Raw genomic sequence first — 24,019 nt, 5'->3', positions numbered from 1 at the left:
GGAGTGGCCGGGGCACGCGAACCGTGACGTGCTTCCTACGGGTCCGTAACCTACGGCATCGTAAGTATGGCAGTGCGTCGCCCGGCGGCAAGAGCCCAAGAACCTGCGCGTCCCGGCCGACACCTATCCTGGAGTCGGTCGGACAGCGCGGTCCGCTCTGATTTCCTCCCGGATGTCCGGACCGTATGCGGCGCCCCGCCGCGCGAGACGCCGTCCGGGTTCCCCTCCCAGACGAGCTTCAACACTGCAAGGAGCCGCACCTGTGAGCAGTGCCGACGACCAGACCACGACGACGAGCAGCGAGCTGCGTGCCGACATCCGCCGCTTGGGCGACCTCCTCGGCGAGACCCTCGTCCGCCAGGAGGGCCCCGAGCTGCTGGAACTCGTCGAAAAGGTCCGCCGCCTCACCCGAGAGGACGGCGAGGCCGCCGCCGAGCTGCTGCGCGGCACCGAACTCGACACCGCGGCCAAGCTGGTCCGCGCCTTCTCCACCTACTTCCACCTCGCCAACGTCACCGAGCAGGTCCACCGCGGCCGCGAGCTGCGCGCCCGCCGCGCCGCCGAGGGCGGACTCCTCGCCCGTACGGCCGACCGGCTCAAGGACGCCGACCCCGAACACCTGCGCGAGACGGTCCGCAACCTCAACGTCCGCCCCGTCTTCACGGCCCACCCCACCGAGGCCGCCCGCCGCTCCGTCCTCAACAAGCTCCGGCGCATCGCCGCGCTCCTGGAGACCCCGGTCATCGAATCCGACCGGCGCCGCCTGGACACCCGCCTCGCCGAGAACATCGACCTCGTCTGGCAGACCGACGAACTGCGCGTGGTGCGCCCCGAACCCGCCGACGAGGCCCGCAACGCCATCTACTACCTCGACGAGCTGCACGCGGGCGCCGTCGGCGACGTCCTGGAAGACCTCACCGCCGAGCTGGAGCGCGCCGGCGTCAAGCTCCCCGACGACACCCGACCCCTCACCTTCGGCACCTGGATCGGCGGCGACCGCGACGGCAACCCCAACGTCACCCCCCAGGTGACCTGGGACGTCCTGATCCTCCAGCACGAACACGGCATCAACGACGCCCTGGAGACCATCGACGAGCTCCGCGGCTTCCTCTCCAACTCCATCCGCTACGCCGGTGCCACCGAGGAACTGCTGACCTCCCTCCAGGCCGACCTGGAGAACCTCCCCGAGATCAGCCCCCGCTACAAGCGCCTCAACGCCGAAGAGCCCTACCGGCTCAAGGCCACCTGCATCCGGCAGAAGCTGGAGAACACCAAGAAGCGCCTCGCCAAGGGCACCGCCCACCGCGAGGGCCGCGACTACCTCGGCACCAGCGAACTCCTCGACGACCTGCGGATCATCCAGCGCTCCCTGCGCGAGCACCGCGGCGGCCTCTTCGCCGACGGCCGCCTCGCCCGCACCATCCGCACCCTCGCCGCCTTCGGCCTCCAGCTCGCCACCATGGACGTCCGCGAACACGCCGACGCCCACCACCACGCCCTCGGCCAGCTCTTCGACCGGCTCGGCGAGGAATCCTGGCGCTACGCCGACATGCCCCGCGACTACCGCGCCAAGCTCCTCGCCAAGGAGCTCAGGTCCCGCAGGCCGCTCGCGCCCACCCCGGCCCCCGTCGACGCACCCGGCGAGAAGACCTTCGGCGTCTTCGGCACCGTCAAGCGCGCCCTGGAGGTCTTCGGACCCGAGGTCATCGAGTCCTACATCATCTCCATGTGCCAGGGCGCCGACGACGTCTTCGCCGCCGCCGTCCTCGCCCGCGAAGCCGGCCTCATCGACCTGCACGCCGGCTGGGCCAAGATCGGCATCGTCCCGCTGCTGGAGACCACGGACGAACTCAAGGCCGCCGACACCATCCTCGAAGACATGCTCTCCGACCCCTCCTACCGGCGCCTCGTCGCCCTGCGCGGGGACGTCCAGGAGGTCATGCTCGGCTACTCCGACTCCTCCAAGTTCGGCGGCATCACCACCAGCCAGTGGGAGATCCACCGCGCCCAGCGCCGCCTGCGCGACGTCGCCCACCGCTACGGCGTACGCCTGCGCCTCTTCCACGGCCGCGGCGGCACCGTCGGCCGCGGCGGCGGCCCCACCCACGACGCCATCCTCGCCCAGCCCTGGGGCACCCTGGAGGGCGAGATCAAGGTCACCGAGCAGGGCGAGGTCATCTCCGACAAGTACCTCATCCCCTCCCTGGCCCGGGAAAACCTGGAGCTGACCGTCGCGGCCACCCTCCAGGCGTCCGCCCTGCACACCGCACCCCGCCAGTCCGACGAGGCCCTCGCCCGCTGGGACGCCGCGATGGACGTCGTCTCCGACGCCGCCCACGCCGCCTACCGCCGCCTCGTCGAGGACCCCGACCTGCCGACGTACTTCCTCGCGTCGACACCGGTGGACCAGCTCGCCGACCTGCACCTGGGCTCCCGGCCCTCCCGCCGCCCCGGCTCCGGCGTCTCGCTCGACGGCCTGCGCGCCATCCCCTGGGTCTTCGGCTGGACCCAGTCCCGGCAGATCGTCCCCGGCTGGTTCGGCGTCGGATCCGGCCTCAAGGCCCTGCGCGAGGCCGGCCTCGACACCGTCCTCGACGAGATGCACCAGCAGTGGCACTTCTTCCGCAACTTCATCTCCAACGTCGAGATGACCCTGGCCAAGACCGACCTGCGGATCGCCCAGCACTACGTCGACACCCTCGTCCCCGACGAGCTCAAGCACGTCTTCGACACCATCAAGGCCGAACACGAACTGACCATCCGCGAGGTCCTGCGCGTCACCGGCGAAACCGAACTCCTCGACGCCGCACCCGTACTGAAGCAGACCTTCACCATCCGCGACGCCTACCTCGACCCCATCTCCTACCTCCAGGTCGCCCTGCTCAAGCGGCAGCGCGACGCGGCCGCCGCCGGCGAACAGCCCGACCCGCTCCTCGCCCGTGCCCTGCTCCTCACCGTCAACGGCGTGGCGGCCGGCCTGCGCAACACCGGCTGAACCGGCCCCGCACACGACCGTGCCCCCGAACCTCGCACAGGTTCGGGGGCACGCTCATGCCGTACGTCAGCCGCGGCCGGCCCGCCGGCGCCGGACCACCAGGAAACCGCCCGCCGCCAGCAGCGCCGCCGCGACACCCGACAGCACACCCACCGGGGCCCCATTGCCCGTCTCGGCGAGGTCACCGTCCGTACCACCCTGCGGAGACGGTGACGCGGACGCCGGCACACCCCCGCCCACCGACGAACTCGGCGACGCCGACCCACCCGGCTCACCCGACGGCGCCTCGGACGCCCCCGGCGAGGACGACGGCGAAGCCGACCCGGACGGCGTCGCACCACCCGGCTCCTGCTCGTCCTCACAGTCCGTCCAGAACACCTTGTGCTTGGCCGAACCCTTCTCGCCCTCGAAGGTCCAGAACAGCTTGTAGTGCCCGTCGGGCAGCGACAGGTCCGCACTGCGGCCGTGCCCCTCGGCGTCCAGCGTCAGCGCACCGGACTTCACCGTCTCCCCCTTGTTCTCGCTCGGAGGGATCGCATCGATGCGCCAGTCGACCTCCTGACCACCGTCGAAACCGAAGGCATCCAGGTAGAACGTGCACACGTGCGGCTCGTTACGGCGCAGCTCCTCACCCGTCGAGGCGTCATGGATCTTCACCGTCCCGTTGTCACCGGGAGGACTGGCCTGAGCGGCCGGAGCGAGCACGAGGACCGCGGAAGCAGCGGCGCACACAGCGCCGAGACGAGAGAGGGTTCGCATGGGGAGGTAGTCCATCTTCGAGAAGTGACCGGGAAGATGTGGAGGGGGCGGCTCAGCTTCCAGCGTCGTCCGCCGACACGTCAATCACGAACACACAACGCTCGTCCCTCCACAGAAGGAGAGAACGCCCCAACCCCTCAGACGGTCACGAACGCCGCCGTCAACAACGCCACCCCCGACAACGCCAGCACCCACGCCGCCCGCGTCCGCAACAGACCACCCGCCACCACGACGGACGCCAGCAACAGCGCACCACCCAGCGGCACCCACGCGTGCAACACCCCCGCCGGGCCCGAACGCACCGCTTCGCCACCGCCCGGCTTCACGACCACCGTGTAGGTCCGGCCGCTCTCCACCGCGACCGACTTCTCCAGCACCACCCGCGACCGCGGCTGCGCACCCGCCGACGACGGCGTGAACCGCCCCCAGCACGCATCGGACCCGCACCGCGCCACCTCGACCGTGCCCCGCTCCCGGCCCTTCGTCAGCATCACGTGCTGCGCCGTACCCCACGACGCCCACACACCCGCGATCAGGATCAGCACCGCCACCGCACCCATCGCCGCGAACCGCCCGAACCGCAACACGACGGCCGAAGCCGGAGACGAAGGGGTGGCATGGGCAGGCATGGCCGGGATCATTGGCCATGCCTGAACGACCCGTCAACCTCGCCGGGGGACAAGTCAGGAGTTGTACGTGCTTTGCGCCCGCTCCAACCCCTCGATCACCAGACACTCCACCGCGTCCGCAGCGCGGTCCACGAAGTAGTCCAGCTCCTTGCGCTCCGCCGACGAGAAGTCCTTCAGCACGAAATCCGCCACCGGCATCCGCCCCGGCGGCCGCCCGATCCCGAACCGCACCCGGTGATAATCCGCCCCGAACGCCTTCGTCATCGACTTCAACCCGTTGTGCCCGTTGTCGCCACCACCGAGCTTCAGCCGCAGCACCCCGTAATCGATGTCCAACTCATCATGAATCGCCACCACATGAGCCACCGGCACCTTGTAGAAATCCCGCAGCGCGTTCACCGGCCCACCCGACAGATTCATGAACGACATCGGCTTCGCCAGCACCACCCGCCGGTTCAACGGCCCCGGCGGCCCGATCCGGCCCTCCACGACCTGCGCCTGCGCCCGCCCGGCCCGCTTGAACCTCCCCCCGACCCGGTCCGCCAGCAGATCGGCCACCATGAAACCCACGTTGTGCCGGTTCCCCGCGTACTCCGGCCCCGGATTGCCCAGCCCCACGATCAACCAGGGAGCGGCGGCATCGGTCGTCACGTCCATGTCTCCTTCATACGCGTCGGCCGCTGCCCCGCACGGGAACAGCGGCCGACGAAACGACGACGCAGAGGATCAGGCCTCGGCGGCCTCTTCCTCAGCGGCCTCCTCGCCCTCCGGGGCCTCCTCGGCCTGCGCGGCCAGCACCTGAAGGACGACGGCGTCCTCCTCGACGTTCAGCTTCGTGCCCTTCGGCAGCTTGATGTCCTTCGCCAGGATGGAGTCACCCGCCGCCAGACCCTCGACGGAGACGGTCACCGACTCCGGGATGTGGGTCGCCTCGGCCTCGACCGGCAGCGCGTTCAGCACGTGCTCCAGCAGGAAGCCACCCGGGGCCAGCTCGCCCTCGGTGTGCACCGGGATCTCGACGGTGACCTGCTCGCCACGCTTCACCAGCAGCAGGTCCACGTGCTCCAGGAAGCCCTTCAGCGGGTCACGCTGCACCGACTTCGGAATCGCCAGCTCGTTCGACTTGCCGTCGATGTCCAGCGCGATCAGCACGTTCGGCGTACGCAGCGCCATCAGCAGGTCGTGACCCGGCAGCGTCAGGTGGATCGGGTCCGAACCGTGCCCGTACAGGACACCCGGAACCTTGTCTTCACGACGGATACGGCGCGCGGCACCCTTGCCGAACTCGGTGCGCGTCGCGGCGGAGATCTTCACCTCGGACATAGTCACTCCTCGAAGTCAGAAACGGACGTGGTCACCCGGCCACGAACGGCCTGCTACGAAGAGCGCGTCGATAACGGACCACCGCATCCCCAAACGGGAACGGCCTCCCTCGCCGAGCAACTTCAGCAGTCTACTCGGAAGGGGAGGCCGCACCCAAAAGGATCTACGCAAGCACCACCACAGGCGCCTACTGCTCGTCGAACAGGCTCGTCACCGAACCGTCCTCGAACACCTCACGCACCGCACTCGCGATCGTCGGCGCGATCGACAGCACCGAGATCTTCTCCAGATCCCGGCTCAGCTCACCCGGCGTCGGCAGCGTGTCCGTGAACACGAACTCACTCACCCGCGAGTTCTTCAGCCGGTCCGCAGCCGGACCCGACAGCACACCGTGCGTCGCCGTCACGATCACGTCCTCCGCACCATGCGCGAACAACGCGTCCGCCGCGGCACAGATCGTCCCACCCGTGTCGATCATGTCGTCCACCAGGACACACACGCGACCCTTCACCTCACCCACGACCTCGTGGACGGTGACCTGATTCGCCACATCCTTGTCACGCCGCTTGTGCACGATCGCCAGCGGCGCACCCAGCCGGTCACACCAGCGGTCCGCGACCCGCACCCGGCCCGCGTCCGGCGACACGACCGTCAGCTTCTCCCGGTCCACCTTCCGGCCCACGTAGTCCGCCAGCAGCGGCAGCGCGAACAGGTGATCCACCGGACCGTCGAAGAAACCCTGGATCTGGTCCGTGTGCAGATCCACGGTCAGGATCCGGTCCGCACCCGCGGTCTTCATCATGTCCGCGATCAGACGCGCCGAAATCGGTTCACGCCCACGGTGCTTCTTGTCCTGCCGCGCGTAACCGTAGAACGGCACGATGACCGTGATGGAACGGGCCGACGCACGCTTCAACGCATCGATCATGATCAACTGCTCCATGATCCACTTGTTGATCGGAGCCGTGTGGCTCTGAATCAGGAAACAGTCGGCACCACGCGCCGACTCCTGATAACGCACATAGATCTCACCATTGGCGAAGTCGAAGGCCTTCGTCGGGACGACCCCGACACCCAGCTGTTGGGCGACCTCCTCCGCAAGCTCGGGGTGGGCGCGGCCGGAGAAGAACATCAACTTCTTCTCGCCGGTCGTCTTGATCCCGGTCACAGCACTGTCTCCTCAGAGGTGTCGCAGCTGGGTGGCGAGAGACCTCGCAGCCGGCTTGCCGGAGGCCGTCTCAGCTGGTGGGGGTGCGGGTGTGCACTTATCACCGTACGCCGTGTTTGAGGCATCGGTTTCCGGTCAGCCCTCGCCGGCCGACTCCCGGGAAGCCGCCTCCGCCGCCTTCGCGGCAGCGCTCCCCGGACGCTTACGAGCCACCCAACCCTCGATATTCCGCTGCTGACCACGGGCCACGGCCAGCGAACCGGGCGGCACATCCTTCGTGATCACCGACCCCGCAGCGGTGTACGCACCGTCCCCCACCGTGACAGGCGCCACAAACATGTTGTCCGAACCCGTCCGGCAGTGCGAACCGATCGTCGTGTGGTGCTTGTCCTGCCCGTCATAGTTCACGAACACGCTCGCCGCACCGATGTTGGTCTGCTCACCGATCGTCGCGTCACCCACGTACGACAGGTGCGGCACCTTCGTACCCTCCCCGATCGACGCGTTCTTCGTCTCCACGTACGTACCGATCTTGCCCTTCGCGCCCAGCCGCGTCCCCGGACGCAGATACGCGTACGGCCCCACGGTCGCCTGCGGGCCGACCTCGGCGCCCATGGCCACGGTGTTGTCGACCCGCGCACCCGCACCCACACGGGTGTCCGTCAGCCGCGAGTTGGGCCCGACCTCCGCGCCCTCGCCGAGATGCGTCGCGCCGAGCAACTGGGTGCCCGGGTGAACGACGGCGTCCTGCTCGAACGTGACGGTGACGTCCACGAACGTCGTCGCGGGATCGATGACGGTCACACCGGCGAGCATCGCCTCGGTCAGCAACCGGTCGTTGAGGATCCGCCGGGCCTCCGAGAGCTGCACACGATTGTTGATCCCGGCGATCTCACGATGATCACCGGCCACCGACGCCCCCACCCGGTGCCCCGCCTCACGCAGGATCCCGAGCACATCGGTCAGGTACTCCTCGCCCTGGCTGTTGTCCGTCCGCACCTTCTTCAGCGCGTCGGCGAGCAGCGGGCCGTCGAAGGCGAACACACCCGAGTTGATCTCACGGATCGACCGCTGCGCGTCGGTGGCGTCCTTGTGCTCCACGATGGCCGTGACGGCACCGGTGGCCTCGTCCCGGACGATCCGCCCGTACCCCGTCGCGTCCGGCACCTCGGCGGTCAGCACGGTGACCGCGTTGCCGTCGGCGGAGTGGGTGTCGGCGAGGGCCCGCAGGGTGGCGCCGGTCAGCAGGGGAGTGTCCCCGCACACGACCACGACGGTCCCGTCGACGGACCCGCCGAGCTCCTCCAGGCCCATCCGCACGGCGTGCCCGGTGCCGTTCTGCTCGGCCTGCACGGCGGTACGGACGTCGGGGGCGATCTCGCCGAGGTGGGCGGTGACCTTCTCACGGGCGTGGCCGACCACGACGACCAGGTGCTCGGGCTGGAGCTCGCCGGCGGAGGCGAGCACATGACCCACGAGACTGCGGCCGCAGAGCTCGTGCAGGACCTTGGGTGTGGCCGACTTCATACGGGTGCCCTCACCCGCTGCGAGAACGACGACGGCTGCCGGGCGGTTGGCGCTCACGGGATGCCCTTCGGCTGTGGATGGGGTGGGGTGACATCCGCAGGATACCGGGGGGTTTTGTGGGGGGCATGGGTGCGGGTCCTGACCGAGGGGTGATCGGCCAGGACCCGAACTGAGGTGAGCGGTTCTGTGGGCTCCCCCGCAAGGATTCGAACCTTGTCCTGCTGGTACCAAAAACCAGTGTGCTGCCAGTTACACCACGGGGGACAGCGCCTCAGACCTTACCGGAGACGTGCTTCGGCATGGGCAACGATGCCGCTCCACCAGCCCTCGATGCGGTTGTACAGCTCGGCACTTCGGGCCACGGCGACGACCAGGCACCCGTGGTAGTCGTCACCGGTGTTCTTGCGGACCGTCTTTGGGTTGTGCTTCTTGAGGGTCGGCTTGGCGAAGGCTGACGCTTCGGCGCCCGCGATGTCGGCCCAATGGCGATGGGCTGCGTCCACATCCGCCGATTCGTGGATGAGTACCCGGAAGCGCAGGCGCTCCCGGCTCACCCCGAGCAGGTCCAGCCAGGCCAGGTAGACCCGGATCACGCCGGGATCACTGTTGACGAAGATGGCTCGCTCGCGCCTGTCGTAGGGCTTGCTCTTGGAACCCTCGGCCCAGTACAGCGCGACTCCCGTCAGAAACAGCTCCCGATCCGTGAGCGTGCCTGCTTCCTGCCGTGCGCTCTCCCTGGTTCGTCGGCGCTCCTCGTCCTGTGTGGCACGGAGGCGTGCGAGGCCCGCCTGCATCAGCGCGCGTTGCTCCTCCGGCGTGTAACGGGGCTCCGGCTTCGGCAGATCCCGCACCCAAAGCGACACCGAACTCCTCGAACACCCCAGCTCCACTTCGATCTGGTCGTAGGTCCACCCCTGGAGTCGCAGCTCCCTCGCCTTCTCCCTCAGGTCGTCCTTCGCCCGGGGACGCTTCGTCCAGGCCGGGGGCGGTTCTCCCTTCACCAGCTGGTTGAGGATGTCGTTGTTGTAGATCTTCAGCTCGTCGCGGATCTGGCGGAGGCTGAGGCCCTGTCGGCGTAGCGCCACCGCCCTCTCCCGCAGTCCTTCGAAGTCCGCGTACTTGCCGGGTGCATGTGTCATACGCATACCGTCCGGGCGGAATGACGGGTTCCATGGTCGAACGGTGAGCGATTCAGCAGTTCGAGGGATATCGGGTGGTTTCGCAGCCGAACGGTCACCCTGTGTGGTGTAGGCCAGTCCGGGAAACTCACCGGAAAACCGGCGGTGGCCGCCCGTAGGCTGGGAGGCATGACCGCGACGGGGGAAGAGCATGTGACGGCCCGGGGAGGGCCTTGGTGGTGGGCCAGGCGGCGTAGTGCCGTGTTCGATGTGAGCCTGGCGGTGGTGTCCGCGCTGGAGTGTGCGCTGGAGGGGATTCCGTTCGCGCGGGACGCGGGGATCCCGGTGGCGGCGGGGGTCGTGTTCGGGTTGCTGGCTGGTTCCGTGCTGGTCGTGCGGCGGCGGTGGCCGATCGCGGTCGTGCTGGTGTCGATCGCCATCACGCCCGCCGAGATGGGCTTCCTGATGGGCGTCGTCGGTCTGTACACGCTGGCAGCGGCCGAGCTGCCCCGGCGGATCATCGCGTCGCTGGCGGGGATGTCGCTGGTGGGGACGCTGATCGTGACGTTCGTGAAGACGCGGCAGGACATGTCGCGGGGGGACCTGGACATAGGGGACTGGTTCGTGCCCTTCGCGGCGATCACGATGTCGCTGGGCTTCACGGCGCCTCCGGTGCTGCTCGGGCTGTACGTGGGGGCGCGGCGGCGGTTGATGGAGAGCTTGCGGGAGCGGGCGGACAGCTTGGAGCGGGAGCTTCAGTTGCTCGCGGAGCGGGCGGAGGAGCGGGCGGAGTGGGCCCGGAACGAGGAGCGGACGCGGATCGCGCGGGAGATGCACGACGTGGTCGCGCATCGGGTGAGTCTGATGGTGGTGCATGCCGCCGCGCTTCAGGCCGTTGCCCGGAAGGATCCGGAGAAGGCCGTCCGGAATGCCGCGCTGGTGGGGGACATGGGGCGGCAGGCGCTGACGGAGCTGCGGGAGATGCTCGGGGTGCTGCGCAGTGGCGGGGAGGGGCGGCGGGAGTCTGCCGCGTCGGTGCCGTTGGTGGCGGTGGGGGTGGCTGCCGCGGCGGCGGCTTCGCGGGCGGCGGATGACGAGGGGCCGTCTCTGGCGGAGATCGAGGAGCTGGTGGGGCAGTCGGCTGCCGCGGGGATGGTGGTGGCGCTGTCGGTGGAGGGGGATGTCCGGTCGTATGCGCCGTTGGTGGAGCAGACGGCGTATCGGGTGGTGCAGGAGGCGTTGACGAACGTCCACAAGCACGCGGCCGGGGCGAAGACGTATGTGCGGTTGGCGCATCGGGTGTCGGAGATCGCGATGCAGGTGGAGAACGAGCCGCCGGAGGAGGCGGCGTCGTCGGCGCGGTTGCCGTCGGGGGGGAACGGTCTGGTGGGGATGAAGGAGCGGGTGTCGGCGCTGGGTGGGGTGTTCGTGTCGGGGCCGACGGATGCGGGGGGTTTCCGGGTGTCGGCGGTGATTCCGGCGTCGTAGCCCGATCTGGGCGGGGCTCGGTCAGGTTGTGGTGAGGCGGGCGGGTTCGGCGCCGGTGATGAGGGTGGCCAGGGCGTGGTCGATGTCGGGGCCGAGGTACCAGTCGCCGGTGTGGTCGAGGGTGTAGGCGCGGCCGTCGGTGTCGATGGCGAGGAGGGCCTGGCTGTCGGTTTCGGTGCCGAGGGGGCAGACGTCGGTGCCGAGGGCGCGGCCGAGGTCGGCGAGGGTGCGGGCCATGTGGAGGCCGTGCAGCGGGTCGAGGTGGAGGTTGGCGGGGGCGACTTGGCGGCCGGGGCCGGTGGGGGTGATGTGGAGTCCGCCGAATTCGGCCCAGGCCTCGACGGCGGCGGGGAAGACGGTGTGGCGGTGGCCTGCGGGTGAGGCGTGGTCGCGCAGGGTGTCGGCCCAGATTTCGGCTTGTTTGATGTCCCAGCGTCCGGGTTGCCAGCCGGCGGCGCGCAGCGCGGCGTCGACGGGTACGGCGAAGCGGGTGGTGGAGGTGCGGTCGGTGTGCATCTGCCCTTCGTCTCGTCGAGGTCTTGGGGCGCGCGTGGGGGTGCGCCGTGCTGCGTGGTGCGGGGGTGGGGGGGGGTGGGCGTCAGCCGTTCTGGGACGCCGGGTCGACTATGCGGACCCCGAAGTGGGCGCTGAGCGCGGTGCAGGCGCGGCAGGGGGTGGCGAAGCTGCCGTGGAGGGGGTCGCCGTCCTCGCGGATGCGTCGGGCGGTGAGTTTGGCCTGCTTGAGGGCTTTGCGTGCCTCGCCGTTGGTCATGGGTTTGCGCGCGGCGCGTTTGCTGCGGGCGGTGTCGGCGGCGGCGATGTGGCGGGAGATGAGGATGGTTTCGGCGCAGCGGCCGGTGAAGCGGTCGCGTTGGGCGCTGGTGAGGGTGTCGAGGAAGTCCTGGACGAGGGGGTGCAGGGCGGGGGGTGTGTCGCCGCGGGCTGCGGTGCCGGTGAGGGTGGCGCCGCGGACGGAGAGGGCGGCGGCGACGGTGGGGAGGATGCCGTCGCGGCGGTGCCGCAGGGCGGGGGTGTGGGCTGATGCGGTGGTGCTCCAGCCGATGCGGGGGTCGCCGCCCAGGGGGTCGGCGGTCCGTGGGTCGCCGGCCAGGGGGCCGGTGTCGCGGGTTGCGCCTCTGGGGTCGCTGTTTCGTGGGTCGGCTGGCCGGCCGGTGTGTGGTCCCGTCTGCGTGGCGTTCATGATCGTCTTCCCCTCCGTGCATCCCCCCGGGGGTCACAGACTGCCAAATGCCGTGGCTGGTGCGGAAGCTGGGGCGCGGCGACACGCCCGGAGCGGGGTGTGCCGTCACGGTGGGGTGACGGCTGGTCACGGAAGCGGAGGGGGCGCTGACCGGTGCCGGTGACCGGTGTCGTCGTACCGCATAGGCTGTCGGCACCGCGGGCGATGCGGTGATCCGTTCGGGGTTCGATGCAGTGAACCGGAGGGTGATCCGCGGGGTCGGGGTGTGCAGTGAGGTGCGGTGAAGTGCGCCGAGGTGCAGTGGAGTCGAGAAACAAGACGTGACAGTCGATACGGGTCGTAGTGCGCCAAGGGTGGTCAATACGGGTCGTACAGAGTGCCGCAGGGGGCAACCGCCATGACGACAGGTCGGCTCGGGCAGCAAGCCGCGCCGCCGAACGCGGCCTACGCCGGGCAGGTCGTGCATTTCCCGGATCCGGTCCGGGCGGCCCGTCACCCGAGAGGGGTACGGGTCGACGAGCATGGTTACCCCGACTTCTCGGCTTACGCGCGCGCGGCCGCGGAGATCGCGGAGCCGCCGGAGGGTTTCGGTGTCGACGAGTTGCGGCTGACGGACTACGTGTCGGCGAACACGGCGTTGTCGGCGTCGGGGCACGAGCTGTGGGACACGGTGCCGGCGGTGGCGACGCCGCACGGCTGGACGTGGCACCACGTCGTGGGGTCGCGGCGGCTGGAGCTGGTGCCGGTCGAGGTGAAGGCGCTGCTGCGGCATCACGGGGGTGTGGCGACGTCGGGTGTCGACCACTCCAAGCGGGGGACGCGGCCGTTGCAGGAGACGCGTCCGGCGCATTTCGGGCTGCCGAAGTCGGGCGTGGCGGTGACGGAGTCGCAGGTGCAGGGCGTCGAGGAGGACCTGGGCTACCGGCTGCCGGGGGCGTACCGGTCGTTCCTGAAGGCGGCGGGCGGCTGTGCGCCGGTGGGTGCCGCGCTGGACGCGGAGCTGGGGCTGCTCGTGGACCAGCCGTTCTTCACGGTGCGGGACGAGGCGGCGGTCAATGACCTGGTGTACGTCAACAAGTGTCTGCGTGACCATCTGACCAAGGACTATCTGGGGGTCGCCTTCGTCCAGGGCGGGCTGCTGGCCGTGAAGGTGAAGGGCGAGCGCATCGGGTCCGTGTGGTTCTGCGCGTACGACGACGTGCGGGATGTGGATCCCTCGGTTCCGCCGGCGGAGCGGGTGGAGCGGCTGCTGCTGCCGTGCGGGGACGACTTCGATGTCTTCCTGTCGCGGCTGGCCGGCAACCCGCCGGAGTTGGAGACGGTGGCGAACCTGATGGTGGACGGCGGGTTCGCACGTGTGGTGGCGGTGGGCGCGGCGTCGTCCTCGGCCGTGGGGGAGTGAGGTCGGCGATGGTGACCTTCGCGCAGGCGCAGGAGCGCGCGGAAGAGTGGATCAACGGGGATCTCCCGGCGTACCAGCATCGTGAGGTGCGGGTGCGGGAGTTCGACCTCGGGTTCGTGGTGTGGGCCGAGGACCGGGCGGACGGGCCGCGGTCGGACGGCGGAGCGCAGCGGCTGGTGATCGCGCGGGACAGCGGTGAGGCGACGTTGTGGCCCGGGCTGCCGGTGGGTGAGGTGATCCGCCGGTACGAGGAGGAGTACGGCCGTCCGGACGCGGCGGAGGAGCCGGCACCGGCGCCTGCCGCGCGGGTGGATCTGAATCAGACGTCGTTTCTGCTGACTCCGCCGGAGTGGTTGCAGGATGCGGCGGACAAGCTGGGGATTCCGGATCGGCGGGGTGCGGGGGACGGTGACGCGGGTTCGGTTCCTGCGGCTCCTGCGTCTCCTTCGGTTCCTGCGTCTCCTTCGGTTCCTGCTTCTCCCGCGGCTTCCGGTGGTCATGCCGGTGGTCCGGTTTCTTCCGGTGGGTCGGCTTCCGATTCCGGGTCCGCCTCTGGCGCCTCGGCCGGGGGCGGTGCGACTCCCGCCCAGGGGGCTCCCGTCGCCCCGGGGAGCGGTACGGCGTGGCCGGCCGCCGGGGGGAGTGATCCGGAGGCGGGCGAGGGCTCGGCCGCCGGTCCGGGTGCTTCCGCCGCGCCGGGCGTGCCGGAGGGGGCGACGCCCTGGGCCGGTACGGACACCAACGGCGATGCCGGTGACGACCGTTCCGTACCGCTGCCCGCGACGGTCTTCGCGCCGCCGCTGAGCGAGACCGACGGTGCCACGCAGCCGCCCTCGTCGACGCCCGACGCGCACACGGCCCTGATGTCGGGCGGCAGTCAGCTTCCGCCGACCGCGGTGACGCCGGCGGTGGACGGTCCGGACGTTCCGGGCTCCGGCCCCGCGGGCGGCCCGGGTCACGGCTTTCCCCCGGGTCCGGCCGCCGCGCCCGGTGTACCGGGAACGCCGCCCGGCGGGGTGCCGCAGGGCAGTACGCCTCCGCCGGTGCCGCGCGGGCAGCCGTACGGCTATCCGCAGGGAGCGGGTGCCGGTGCTGCCGGTCCCGCCGGGCCGGGTGCGTCGGAGCGGCCGCTCGCGCCCAACGCCGGGGACATCGCCGACGCCGCGACCAGCAAGGCGGCTCCGCCGCCGGGGCGTGGGCGGGGCACGGGTCCGACCACGCCGCCTCCGCCGGGTGCTCCGGGTGCGCCGGGAGCGCGGCCGGGCAGCACGCCCCCGCCGCCGTCGGGGCCCGGGGCTCCGGGTACTCCGGCGGGCGGTTACGTGCCTACGCAGCTCGTGTCGGCGCTGGGTCCTGACGGGCCGGGAGGGCCGGGAGGGCCCGGTGCCCAGGGCCCCGGTGCGCCGGGCGGCCCGAGCGGCACGGGCAGTTCTGCGGGGGCCGGGTCTCCGCAGGGGCCGGGCACGCCGCCGCCTCCGCAGCAGCCGACGGGTGCTCCACGGGCGCCCGGCGCGCCGCAGCCGCCCGGTCCCCCCGGTGCGCCGCAGCCGCCCGGTGCCCCTGGTGGCACGCCTGCGGGGGGCGTCCACCATGCCGCCACGATGTTTGCCGACCCCGGCCGGTCGGGCCCGGGTGCGCCTCAGCCCCCGCAGCCGCCCGGTCCTCCGGGAGCGCCGGGCGCTCCTCACCCTCCCGGCGCGCCGCAGCCGCCCGGTGCCCCTGGTGCTCCGGGTGCTCCCGGCGTCCCGGGTCCCGTGCATCACGCGGAGACCATGCTGGCCACGCCTCCGGCGGGTGGCCCCGGCGTGCCTCCGCCGCCGCAGGCACCCGGTGCGCCGCCCGGTGCCCCGGGAGCACCTGGCGTGCCTGGTGGCCCGCCGCCCGTGCCGCACGGCGGGGTGCCGGGGGCGGTGCCTCCGGGTATGCCGCCCGGTGCGATGCCCCCGGGTGCCATGCCTCCGGGGGCGATGCCCCCGGGCGCGATGCCGCCGCCCGGTGGGCCCGCCCCCGGGCAGCCGCCGGCGTACGGCTATCCGCAGCAGCCCACCGGGCAGCCGACCGTGGGCCCCGGTTACCAGGCCGTGCTGCGCTACCGCGCGCAGGACGGTTCCGAGCAGCAGCTGATCCGGCGTTCGGCGCCGGGCACGCCGCACCCGGAGTGGCAGATCTTCCACGAGCTGCGGGCCATGAACGTGCCCCCGGACCAGGTGCTGGAGCTGCACACCGAGCTGGAGTCGTGCGAGCTGCCGGGCGCGTACTGCGCGCGGATGATCCGGGAGCAGTGGCCGCAGGCGCGCATCACGAGCATCGCGCCGTACGGCACCGACCACGCGAGCCGGCAGCAGGGCATGCAGCAGCTGCTGGCCCACCAGGGCGAGTTGCACCAGGTGGCGGACGGCCCGGCGCGTCCGGCTCCGGTGCGGGCGCCGCTGCCGCCGGTGCAGCCGGTGCCTCCGATCCCGCCGGAGGCCATCGGGCAGGAGCTGGGTGCCGCGTTCGGGCCGGGAGTGTTCCGGTTCGAACAGGCCGCCGTGTCACGGCAGGGCGTGCCGCCGGTGGTGGCGCACACGCTGGTGGCGGCCGGGCTGCCGATGGACATGGGCCCGTTCTTCTGGGCGCAGGCCCAGCCGGGGCGGCCCGTTCCGACGCTGGCGGAGCTGGCGGCCGAGCGCGGTGTGCAGCCGGCCTCGGACGCCGGTTCCTACCTGGTGATGGGCAGCGACTTCGGCAAGGCGATCTGCGTGCAGTACGGCACGGCGAACATCGTCGCCGTGCCGGTGGAGGCGGGGCCGGGCGGGGCGCCCGTGCCGCCGCAGTTCGTGAACACCGGGCTGCCGGAGTTCGCCCGCTGCCTGGCGCTGCTCGGGCGGATGTGGCGGCTGCGGTTCGGGCTGAACCAGGAGCAGGCGGGCCGCTGGACCGTCGACTTCCAGGCCCAGCTGGCCGCGCTCGACCCGGCGGCGCTGGGCTCGCCGGAGAGCTGGTGGTCGGTGCTGCTGGAGCAGATGTGGGACGGACTGCTGTGAGCCGTCGCCGCTGAGGTGCCGCAAGGAGCCGGGTCCGGTCGTTCGTACGACCGGGCCCGGCTCTTTCATGCCCGTGCCGGAACGTTCTTGGCGTCGGGCTGTCACATCTCCCTGCGCCGCTCCGTCAGTGCAGTGACAGCGACGCACGACGCACCGCCGACCCAGGAGGCAGAGATCATGCAGGCACGGATGACGAACCCGGCGTATGTCCTTTCCGGCGCGATGAAGGGCATCGGCACCCTCTTCCAGGCGATCGGGCAAAGCGGCCTGGCGCAGGACGTGGCGGAGATCGTCGGGCTGCGCGCCAGCCAGATCAACGGCTGCGGTGCCTGCGTGCACGGGCACGTGGCCAATCTCCGCAAGGCCGGGGTGAGCGAGGAGCGCATCGCGGCCGTCGCCGCCTGGCGGCACGCGCCCTTCTTCTCGGACGCCGAGCGCGCGGCTCTGAAGCTGACGGAGGCGATGACGCGGCTCTCCGACCTCTCGGGGGAGTCGGTATCGGACGCGCTGTGGGACGAGGTGGCCGACCACTTCGACGAGAAGGAGCTCTCCGCGCTGATCCTCACCGTCTCGGTCACGAACATGTTCAACCGCATCAACACGACCATCCAGGAGCCCGCGGGCGCCACCTGGGGCTGACGGCCGCCGCCCTTTCCCCCGCGGGCGCCGGGCGCCGGGCTCCGAGCGGAGTGTCGCGTTACGAACACTTCCGTCTGATCCACCAAGATGTGCGCTGAATCATCCCATTTCTGGCGCGACTTCACGTCGATGTGGTGGAGAGGGGTCCGGATGAGCAGCGCGACGGCGTCACCGCACGGCTTCACGGCCGTGCGGGGGCGCGGCTACCGTCCCGAGCAGGTCGACGAGTACGCCGGGGCCCTCTGCGCGGACCGGGACGCGGCCTGGGAGCGAGCAGCCCGCCTGACGGTGCTCGCCCGGCGGATGGACGAGGAACTGGCGCGGCTGCGCGAGGCCGTGGCCCGGCCGGCCCAGCAGAACTACGAGACGCTCGGCGACCGGGCACGCCGGCTCTTCGAACTCGGCGAGCAGGAGGCGGCGGCCGTACGGGAGGGGGCGCGGGAAGAGGCGCGCGAACTCGTGGACGGGGCGCGGGTGTCCGCAGCAGGCGTGCGCGAGTCCGCACGGACGCATGCCGGGAGCGTGCGCGCCGACGCCGACGAGCGTGCCCGGCAGCGGCTGCTCGGCGCGCACGCCGAGGCCGACGAGACCCTGGGCACGGCCCGGCGCGAGGCGCAGGAGGACCGGGGTGAGGCCCTGGCCGCCTTGCAGGAGATGCGGCAGCGCACCTCCGGGATGCTGGCCGAGCAGGACAAGGAACGTGCCGAGCGGTGGGCGCAGGCGGAGCGGGAGGAGGCCGCCCGCGAAGCGGCCCTCGACGCGCACCACGACGAGGCGGTGACGCGCGCCGAGGCGGAACTGGCGGAGGCCGAACAGGCCTTCGCCGACGCCGAGGACTCCGCCCGTGACCTGGAGGAAGAGGCGCACGCCCGTGCGGCGGAGCTGGTCGCCCGGGCGCGGGAGCACGTGGAGGCCGCGGAGGCGGAGACGGACCGTCTCCTGCGCGTGCACGCCGGGCAGCGGGACGACGCCCTCGCCCACATCGACCGCGTCCACGCCGGCCTGACGGCGTGGGCGGAACGAGCGGCGGAGTGACACTGCCCGCGGCCTGCCGCCCGTCACGAGTGCCGCCCCTTTCGGCTGTCCGTGCCGGGGGCGGCACTCGGCGTGCGTGTGTGCGGGCATGCGTGGCGGGCCGGCCTGCCCGCCCGGGGTTCCCGTCAGGTGTCCCTGCGTACCGCGCCCGCCAGGATCCAGCCCTCCACCGCCTCGTACTGGTGGCGCTGCTCCTCCGACTTCCGGCGGCCGGAGGCGATCGTGCCCAGCCAGCCGCAGGCGAAGCCCAGGGGTATCGAGAGCAGGCCCGTCGTGGTGAACGGGAACCAGTTGAAGTCGGCTTCCGGGAAGGCCGAGACGGGTGAGCCGGAGACCAGGTTGGTGCCCGGCATCAGCACCAGGACGGCGAGGGAGCCGCCGATGAGGGTGCTGAGCAGGCCCGTTCGCGTGTAGCGGCGCCAGAAGAGGCTGTAGACCAGCGCGGGCGCGATGGCCGAGGCACCCAGGCAGAAGGACAGCGTGACCAGTGGTTGCAGACTGCGGTGCTGGACCTGGGTGGCCAGGAGGATCGCCGGGATGCCCACGGCCAGCGCCGACAGCCGGGCCACGGTCATCTCGCGCCGCGGCGACATCTCCTGCACCCGGGCCGCGAACACGTCGTGCGCGAGGGAGTTGGCGCAGGCCAGGATCATGCCGGCGACCGAGGCGAGCAGCGTGAGGAAGACCGCCGTGGTGACGGTGGTGAATAGGAACGTCTCCGCCGACGACACGTCCCGCCCGAACGCGGCCTGCGATCCCAGCAGATAGGCCGTGTTGCCCTGCGGGTCGACCTGCGCGATCAGCTCCCGCCCGATCAGCGCGGTCGCGCCGAAGCCGACGACCGTGATGACCAGTACGAACAGGGCCACACCCGACACCGCCCAGGACATCGAGCGCCGCACTTGCCGGGCACTGGAGGCCGTGTACATGCGCATCGTGACGTGGGGCAGGACGCCGCCGCCGAGGACCACCGTCAGCTGTGCGGTGATCATGTCCAGGTCGGGGCTGGGGCCGCCCGCGAACTGCAGGCCCGAGGAGAGGAACGCCGAGCCCACCCCGCTGTTCCGGGCGGCCGCGTCGAACAGGGCTCCCGGGTCCCAGTCGAACCGGTTGAGGATCAGTACCGCGACCACCATGCCGGAGCCGAGCAGCATCACGATCTTCAGGATCTGGATGAGGGCGGTGCCCTTCATCCCGCCGATCGCCGCGTAGCTGATCATCAGCGCGCCCACGCCGATGATGCAGCCCGTCTGTAGCGACTCGCCCGAAAAGCCGAGGATGAACGCCATCAGCTGCCCGGTCCCCGCCAGCTGGACGAGCATCAGCGGCACCAGCGCCGCCAGGGTCACCGCACAGGCCGCGATACGGACGGCGCGTCCCGGCATCCGGCGGGTCAGGGCGTCGCCCATGGTGAACCGGCCCGCGTTGCGCAGCGGTTCGGCCAGCAGGAACATCAGCAGCATGAGGGACAGGGCCGTGCTCAGCGCCAGCACGATCCCGTCGTAGCCGAACAGGGCGATGACCCCGCCGGTGCCGAGGACGGTCGCGGCGGAGATGTAGTCACCGGCGATCGCCAGGCCGTTGCGCATGGGGGACAGGGAGCTGTAGCCGGTGTAGAACTCGTCCAGGTCGTCCCGGTCCGGGCCGGTCATCACGCACAGCAGCAGCGTGATCGTGGCGACGGCGGAGAAGCCGACGAGGGACATCGCCTGGGCGTTGCCGCTGAAGACGGTGTTCACCGTGCACCCTCCCGCTTCGCGTCCAGTTCGGCGTGCCTGCGTATCCGGTCCGCGATCGGGTCGACGCGACGGCGGGCCGTCTGCTCGTACAGGGCGACCGCGAGCCAGGTCACGGGGACCTGGACGAGCGCCAGCAGCAGGCCGGTGGGCACGCCGTCGGTGACGGTGCTCGTCATGAACGAGGGTGCGAACGCCGACAGGATGAGGAACAGGACGAAGTAGCCCAGCGCCGTGAGCGTGGCCACGCGCCGCTGCCAGCGGTAGGCGCTGCGCAACACCCGCAGGTCGCTGTGGTGTCCGAGCGCGGCGTGGCGCTGGGGACGCCGTCCGGCCGGCTCGGGTGCCTCCTGAGGGGCCCAGGGATAGGTGTCGTACGTGTACGGGTCGTGGGACGGGCGTGGTTCGGGTGGTCGGTACGGGTAGGACGGGGACGGGTCGTAGGACATCCCGGTACTCCTTGCGAGGGTGGGATCCGGTGCGGCGGGCCGCAGGGAGGTGGGGGGCGGGAGCCACGCACGCTACTTCGGAGTAGGGGTCCAGCGCGAGGGTTTCTGCAAACTGATCGGTCGGTATGCGCTTACCTTTCCGACCTCGGGTGTTACCCGCGTTAACCCGTCTTTCCGGGGTCCGCGGCGCGTCAGCCGCGGTGGATCAGCGCCACGGTCGCGGGTACTTCGGCGTGGTCGTCGGCCGTCGCCCCGAAGGCCGGTCGCCGGTCGATCCGGCGCGGAAGCGAACTGCCCGCGAGGATGGTGAAGTTGACCCCGGCCCTCCCGCCGGCCCTCCCGCCGGCCGGCACGCGTGTGCATGTCCGGCCCTGCCCTTGGCCGGCCCGCACGGTGCTGGTGCCGTCCCGCAGTTCGACCGTCCCCACGTCCAGCCGGGACAGGTCGCCCCGGACGGGCTGCGATTCGTACCGGTGCGGCTGCGAGCGCGTCACCCTGCACCGTCACCGTCATGGGCGCGGCCGCCCGTGCCGTGCCGCCGCTGCCCGCGACCAACGCCCAGAGTCCCGCTGCCATCGCCGTGCGCCTGTTGAAGTCCATGCCACCAGCAGACACGCACGGCCCGTCACTCCGTGTCACCCGCAAGAGTGTCCGAACCCGGAAACGGGTGGGGGGCGTGCCCTAGGGGGTGTCGGGGGCGGCGTCGAGGTGCCGGCGCTCGTGGCGGACCCCCGGGCGTCCGTCCACCGTGATGTTCTCCACCCGGACGAAGCCGCTGCGGGCGAGGACCTTCAGGGAAGCCGGGTTGTCCAGGGTCGTGACCGCGGTCAGGGACGTCAGACCGTAGTCGGTCGCAGCCAGCCGGCACACCTGTGCCACGGCCGCCGTCGCCACGCCCCGTCCGGCGGCCTGTTCGCCGACGCGGTAGCCGAGTTCGGCGCTGCCGTCCACCAGGTCCATCAGGTTCACCCGGCCGATCAGCTCGCCGTCCTCTCCGAGGACTACGTGGAAGCGGCACACGCGCGCGTGCTGCTCGTCGAGGAGCGCCCGAAGCCGTGCAGCGAACCCGGCCGCCGTGAAGAAGGCGTCCCCGCGGTCCGGCACCGTGCGGGCGAAGTACGCCCGGTTCTCCCGCTCGAAGGCCAGCAGCGCGTCCGCGTGTTCCGCCCGCAGGGGCTCCAGGGTCACCATGGGCGCGAGGATACGGACACGCTCAGTCCTTCAGTACGGGGAATTTCCGGGGCGCGAGGAACAGCAGCACCAGGAACGCCAGGGCCGCCGCGCACGCCGCCCCCAGATAGACCGCGTGCACCGCGTCGGCGATGGCCCGCCGGGTCGCCTCCGGCGCGCTGCCCGAGTCGAGTGCCCGCGTCACCGAGTCGAGGTCGCCCGCCCCGCCCAGCCGCGCGGCCAGCACCCCGTTGGCGACCGCGCCGAACACCGCCGCGCCGATCGTCTGGCCGGTCTGGCGGCAGAACAACACGGACGCGGTCGTCGTACCGCGCTCCGCCCATCCCACCGTCGACTGCACACCGACGATGAGCGGCAGCTGGAACAGGCCCAGCGCGGCGCCGAGCAGCAGCATCAGCACGGCCGGCTGCCAGGCCTGCCCGGGGTAGGGCAGGAAGGGGAACGCGAACAGGATCAGTGAGGCCGTGCCGATGCCCAGCATCGCCGTGTTGCGGAAACCGATCCTGCGGTACACGTGCTGGCTCAGCGCCGCCGACACCGGCCAGCTCAACGTCCAGACGGACAGCACGAATCCGGCGGCCACGGGCGCGAGGCCCAGCACCGACTGGGCGTAGGTGGGCAGGAAGACCGACGGCGCGACCATCAGCAGGCCCAGCGCGCCCAGGGCCAGATTGACCGCGGCGATCGTACGGCGCCGCCACACCCAGCCCGGGATGATCGGCTCCGCAGCCCGGCGCTCCACCAGCACCACCACCGCGACCAGGGCGAGTCCCGCACCGAACAGGGCCAGCGAGGGCGCCGAGAGCCACGGCCACGCCACCCCGCCCTGCACCAGGGCCGTGAGGAAAGCGCCGCCGCAGGCGAACACCGCGAGGGCCCCCGCCCAGTCCACGCGCGCGTGCGGGGCGGCTTCCCGCTCCGGCTCGTGGAGGTGACGCACGATCAGCCACAGCGCGAGCGCGCCGATCGGCAGGTTGATCAGGAAGATCCAGCGCCAGTCCGCATACGCGGCGAGCACCCCGCCGAGACCGGGTCCGGCGACCGCGGAGAGCGCCCACACCGTCGACAGCTTCGACTGGATCTTCGGCCGGTCCTTCAGCGGATACAGGTCGGCGGCGAGTGTCTGCACCGTGCCCTGGAGCGCGCCGCCGCCCAGGCCCTGCACGACGCGGAAGGCGATGAGCGCCCCCATGTTCCAGGCCAGCGCGCACAGCAGTGACCCGAGGAGGAAGAGCGCCGATCCCGCTATGAGGACCGGCTTGCGGCCGAAGGTGTCGGAGAGCTTGCCGTAGAGGGGCAGGGTGACGGTCACGGCCAGGAGGTAGCCGGAGAACAGCCAGGAGAAGACGGAGAAACCGCCGAGGTCCCCGACGATCTGCGGGACGGCGGTCGAGACGATGGTCGCGTCCAGCGCCGCCAGGGCCATCGACAGCATCAGCGCCGCGACGACGGCTCCGCGCCGGCCGGCCGCGGCGGGTCGTGCGGCCTCACGTTCCGCGGAACTGGTGCTGCCCACCCGGGTCCTCCCCCTCGCCCGGCCGCACCCTCGCCCCGGGCCCGTCGCTCATGCCTGTCCCTTGCACCTACCTGCCGCGGACAGCTTCCCACTTGACCCTGACGCAGCGGGAGGGTGGAGCCTGAGTGAGCCCACGGGTGGAGCCGACCCTGAGACGGACTCCGCCCTTCGGTGGACTGCCCCTAGGGGTACCTCCGTACTACGACCTGGGGAGGGTTCGTACCGGCGGAGGACGAGACGCGCAGGGGCCCGTCCTTAACCTGGCTTTACGCCGCCGGGGGGGGCGCTTGGCACACCGGCGGGGGTGGGGTTTTCCACAGCAAAAGACTGCGCTGAACACCAGGGCGCGGGACCCCTCCCCGCCGCGAGACTGAAACACGTCGGACCGGTTCCAGGTCCGGCACCGCGCACAGCGGCTGCCGGCCGGGCGACCGCCTTCACCATTTGCTGACCGATATAGGAGACATACCGTGACTTCGGCTGTGACCATTCCCAGGCACGGGGGTACTGGAGGGCGTACGGCCGTTGCCGCGCGGGCGCGGCAGGTCGTGAAGGCGTACGGATCCGGTGAGACCCGCGTCGTCGCCCTCGACCACGTCGACGTGGACATCGCACGCGGCCAGTTCACCGCGATCATGGGTCCCTCGGGATCCGGCAAGTCCACCCTCATGCACTGCCTGGCCGGGCTCGACACCGTGACGGGCGGCCAGATCTACCTCGACGAGACCGAGATCACCGGTCTGAAGGACAAGAAGCTCACGCGGCTGCGCCGGGACCGGATCGGGTTCATCTTCCAGGCGTTCAACCTGCTGCCGAC

The 24,019-nt window shown here is 71.3% G+C and carries 21 protein-coding genes and 1 tRNA gene; 7 read left to right on the top strand and 15 right to left on the bottom strand.

Features of this window, described 5'->3' with window-relative positions; translation table 11 throughout:
* Positions 1 to 262: 262 nt before the first annotated feature.
* Positions 263 to 2,995, top strand: a complete 2,733-nt coding sequence (ppc, locus tag GTY56_RS37745; RefSeq protein WP_161369768.1) for a phosphoenolpyruvate carboxylase — start codon at positions 263 to 265, stop codon at positions 2,993 to 2,995.
* 66 nt (positions 2,996 to 3,061) lie between these two features.
* Here ppc and GTY56_RS37740 read toward each other — a convergent pair whose 3' ends face one another.
* From GTY56_RS37740 to GTY56_RS37705, 8 genes are all read right to left on the bottom strand, one after another.
* The gene (locus GTY56_RS37740; RefSeq protein WP_161369767.1) at positions 3,062 to 3,754 is read right to left on the bottom strand and encodes an LPXTG cell wall anchor domain-containing protein; all 693 of its coding nucleotides are present in this window, start codon (positions 3,752 to 3,754) and stop codon (positions 3,062 to 3,064) included.
* 137 nt (positions 3,755 to 3,891) lie between these two features.
* On the bottom strand, positions 3,892 to 4,395 hold the full coding sequence (locus GTY56_RS37735; protein WP_202511268.1) for a hypothetical protein: 504 nt from the start codon (positions 4,393 to 4,395) through the stop codon (positions 3,892 to 3,894).
* 42 nt (positions 4,396 to 4,437) lie between these two features.
* On the bottom strand, positions 4,438 to 5,040 hold the full coding sequence (gene pth, locus GTY56_RS37730; RefSeq protein ID WP_033312077.1) for an aminoacyl-tRNA hydrolase: 603 nt from the start codon (positions 5,038 to 5,040) through the stop codon (positions 4,438 to 4,440).
* Positions 5,041 to 5,109: 69 nt separating this feature from the next.
* Positions 5,110 to 5,706 carry a 50S ribosomal protein L25/general stress protein Ctc gene (locus GTY56_RS37725; protein ID WP_161369766.1) on the bottom strand — a complete coding sequence of 199 codons (597 nt, stop codon included), beginning with the start codon at positions 5,704 to 5,706 and terminating at the stop codon, positions 5,110 to 5,112.
* Positions 5,707 to 5,893: 187 nt separating this feature from the next.
* Positions 5,894 to 6,874 (bottom strand): ribose-phosphate diphosphokinase, encoded by a 981-nt coding sequence (locus tag GTY56_RS37720; protein ID WP_033312075.1) that lies wholly within the window; start codon positions 6,872 to 6,874, stop codon positions 5,894 to 5,896.
* 135 nt (positions 6,875 to 7,009) lie between these two features.
* A complete protein-coding gene (gene glmU / locus GTY56_RS37715) occupies positions 7,010 to 8,458 on the bottom strand; it encodes a bifunctional UDP-N-acetylglucosamine diphosphorylase/glucosamine-1-phosphate N-acetyltransferase GlmU (protein ID WP_161369765.1) in 1,449 nt (482 codons plus the stop codon).
* A gap of 134 nt (positions 8,459 to 8,592) precedes the next feature.
* Positions 8,593 to 8,665, bottom strand: a tRNA-Gln gene (locus GTY56_RS37710).
* A 14-nt stretch (positions 8,666 to 8,679) separates the two neighbouring features.
* Positions 8,680 to 9,540 carry a hypothetical protein gene (locus tag GTY56_RS37705; RefSeq protein WP_161369764.1) on the bottom strand — a complete coding sequence of 287 codons (861 nt, stop codon included), beginning with the start codon at positions 9,538 to 9,540 and terminating at the stop codon, positions 8,680 to 8,682.
* 168 nt (positions 9,541 to 9,708) lie between these two features.
* Here GTY56_RS37705 and GTY56_RS37700 point away from each other — a divergent pair, with 168 nt between their 5' ends.
* On the top strand, positions 9,709 to 11,007 hold the full coding sequence (locus GTY56_RS37700) for a sensor histidine kinase (protein WP_161369763.1): 1,299 nt from the start codon (positions 9,709 to 9,711) through the stop codon (positions 11,005 to 11,007).
* A gap of 21 nt (positions 11,008 to 11,028) precedes the next feature.
* On the opposite strand, the gene GTY56_RS37695 is transcribed toward GTY56_RS37700, so the two are convergent.
* Positions 11,029 to 11,523 (bottom strand): SUKH-3 domain-containing protein, encoded by a 495-nt coding sequence (locus tag GTY56_RS37695; protein WP_161369762.1) that lies wholly within the window; start codon positions 11,521 to 11,523, stop codon positions 11,029 to 11,031.
* Positions 11,524 to 11,605: 82 nt separating this feature from the next.
* Positions 11,606 to 12,208: a YwqJ-related putative deaminase gene (locus GTY56_RS37690; RefSeq protein WP_161369761.1), complete on the bottom strand. Its 603-nt coding sequence runs from the start codon at positions 12,206 to 12,208 to the stop codon at positions 11,606 to 11,608.
* A 397-nt stretch (positions 12,209 to 12,605) separates the two neighbouring features.
* Between GTY56_RS37690 and GTY56_RS37685 the strand changes: the two genes are divergently transcribed.
* The 4 genes from GTY56_RS37685 to GTY56_RS37670 all read left to right on the top strand — a co-directional run bounded on the left by GTY56_RS37685 (position 12,606) and on the right by GTY56_RS37670 (position 18,310).
* Positions 12,606 to 13,610 carry an SMI1/KNR4 family protein gene (locus GTY56_RS37685; RefSeq protein ID WP_161369760.1) on the top strand — a complete coding sequence of 335 codons (1,005 nt, stop codon included), beginning with the start codon at positions 12,606 to 12,608 and terminating at the stop codon, positions 13,608 to 13,610.
* Between the two features lie 8 nt (positions 13,611 to 13,618).
* Positions 13,619 to 16,636, top strand: a complete 3,018-nt coding sequence (locus GTY56_RS37680) for an SUKH-4 family immunity protein (RefSeq protein WP_161369759.1) — start codon at positions 13,619 to 13,621, stop codon at positions 16,634 to 16,636.
* A 177-nt stretch (positions 16,637 to 16,813) separates the two neighbouring features.
* The gene (locus tag GTY56_RS37675; RefSeq protein WP_161369758.1) at positions 16,814 to 17,275 is read left to right on the top strand and encodes a carboxymuconolactone decarboxylase family protein; all 462 of its coding nucleotides are present in this window, start codon (positions 16,814 to 16,816) and stop codon (positions 17,273 to 17,275) included.
* A 150-nt stretch (positions 17,276 to 17,425) separates the two neighbouring features.
* A complete protein-coding gene (locus GTY56_RS37670) occupies positions 17,426 to 18,310 on the top strand; it encodes a cellulose-binding protein (RefSeq protein WP_161369757.1) in 885 nt (294 codons plus the stop codon).
* 125 nt (positions 18,311 to 18,435) lie between these two features.
* Here the strand turns inward: GTY56_RS37670 and GTY56_RS37665 are convergent, their stop codons facing one another.
* The 5 genes from GTY56_RS37665 to GTY56_RS37645 all read right to left on the bottom strand — a co-directional run bounded on the left by GTY56_RS37665 (position 18,436) and on the right by GTY56_RS37645 (position 23,202).
* Positions 18,436 to 20,016 carry a sodium/solute symporter gene (locus tag GTY56_RS37665; protein WP_202511277.1) on the bottom strand — a complete coding sequence of 527 codons (1,581 nt, stop codon included), beginning with the start codon at positions 20,014 to 20,016 and terminating at the stop codon, positions 18,436 to 18,438.
* A gap of 29 nt (positions 20,017 to 20,045) precedes the next feature.
* Positions 20,046 to 20,495, bottom strand: coding sequence for a DUF485 domain-containing protein (locus GTY56_RS37660; protein WP_161369755.1), 450 nt, complete (start codon positions 20,493 to 20,495; stop codon positions 20,046 to 20,048).
* A gap of 191 nt (positions 20,496 to 20,686) precedes the next feature.
* Positions 20,687 to 20,989, bottom strand: coding sequence for a hypothetical protein (locus GTY56_RS37655; protein WP_161369754.1), 303 nt, complete (start codon positions 20,987 to 20,989; stop codon positions 20,687 to 20,689).
* A gap of 187 nt (positions 20,990 to 21,176) precedes the next feature.
* Positions 21,177 to 21,686 carry a GNAT family N-acetyltransferase gene (locus GTY56_RS37650; protein WP_161369753.1) on the bottom strand — a complete coding sequence of 170 codons (510 nt, stop codon included), beginning with the start codon at positions 21,684 to 21,686 and terminating at the stop codon, positions 21,177 to 21,179.
* A gap of 22 nt (positions 21,687 to 21,708) precedes the next feature.
* On the bottom strand, positions 21,709 to 23,202 hold the full coding sequence (locus GTY56_RS37645) for an MFS transporter (protein ID WP_161369752.1): 1,494 nt from the start codon (positions 23,200 to 23,202) through the stop codon (positions 21,709 to 21,711).
* Positions 23,203 to 23,672: 470 nt separating this feature from the next.
* Between GTY56_RS37645 and GTY56_RS37640 the strand changes: the two genes are divergently transcribed.
* On the top strand, positions 23,673 to 24,019 hold a 347-nt coding region (locus GTY56_RS37640; protein ID WP_161369751.1), incomplete at its 3' end, for an ATP-binding cassette domain-containing protein.

It is taken from the genome of Streptomyces sp. SID5643, assembly GCF_009872555.1.
Lineage (GTDB): Bacteria > Actinomycetota > Actinomycetes > Streptomycetales > Streptomycetaceae > Streptomyces > Streptomyces iakyrus.
This window is presented reverse-complemented; position numbering and strand designations above follow the sequence as displayed.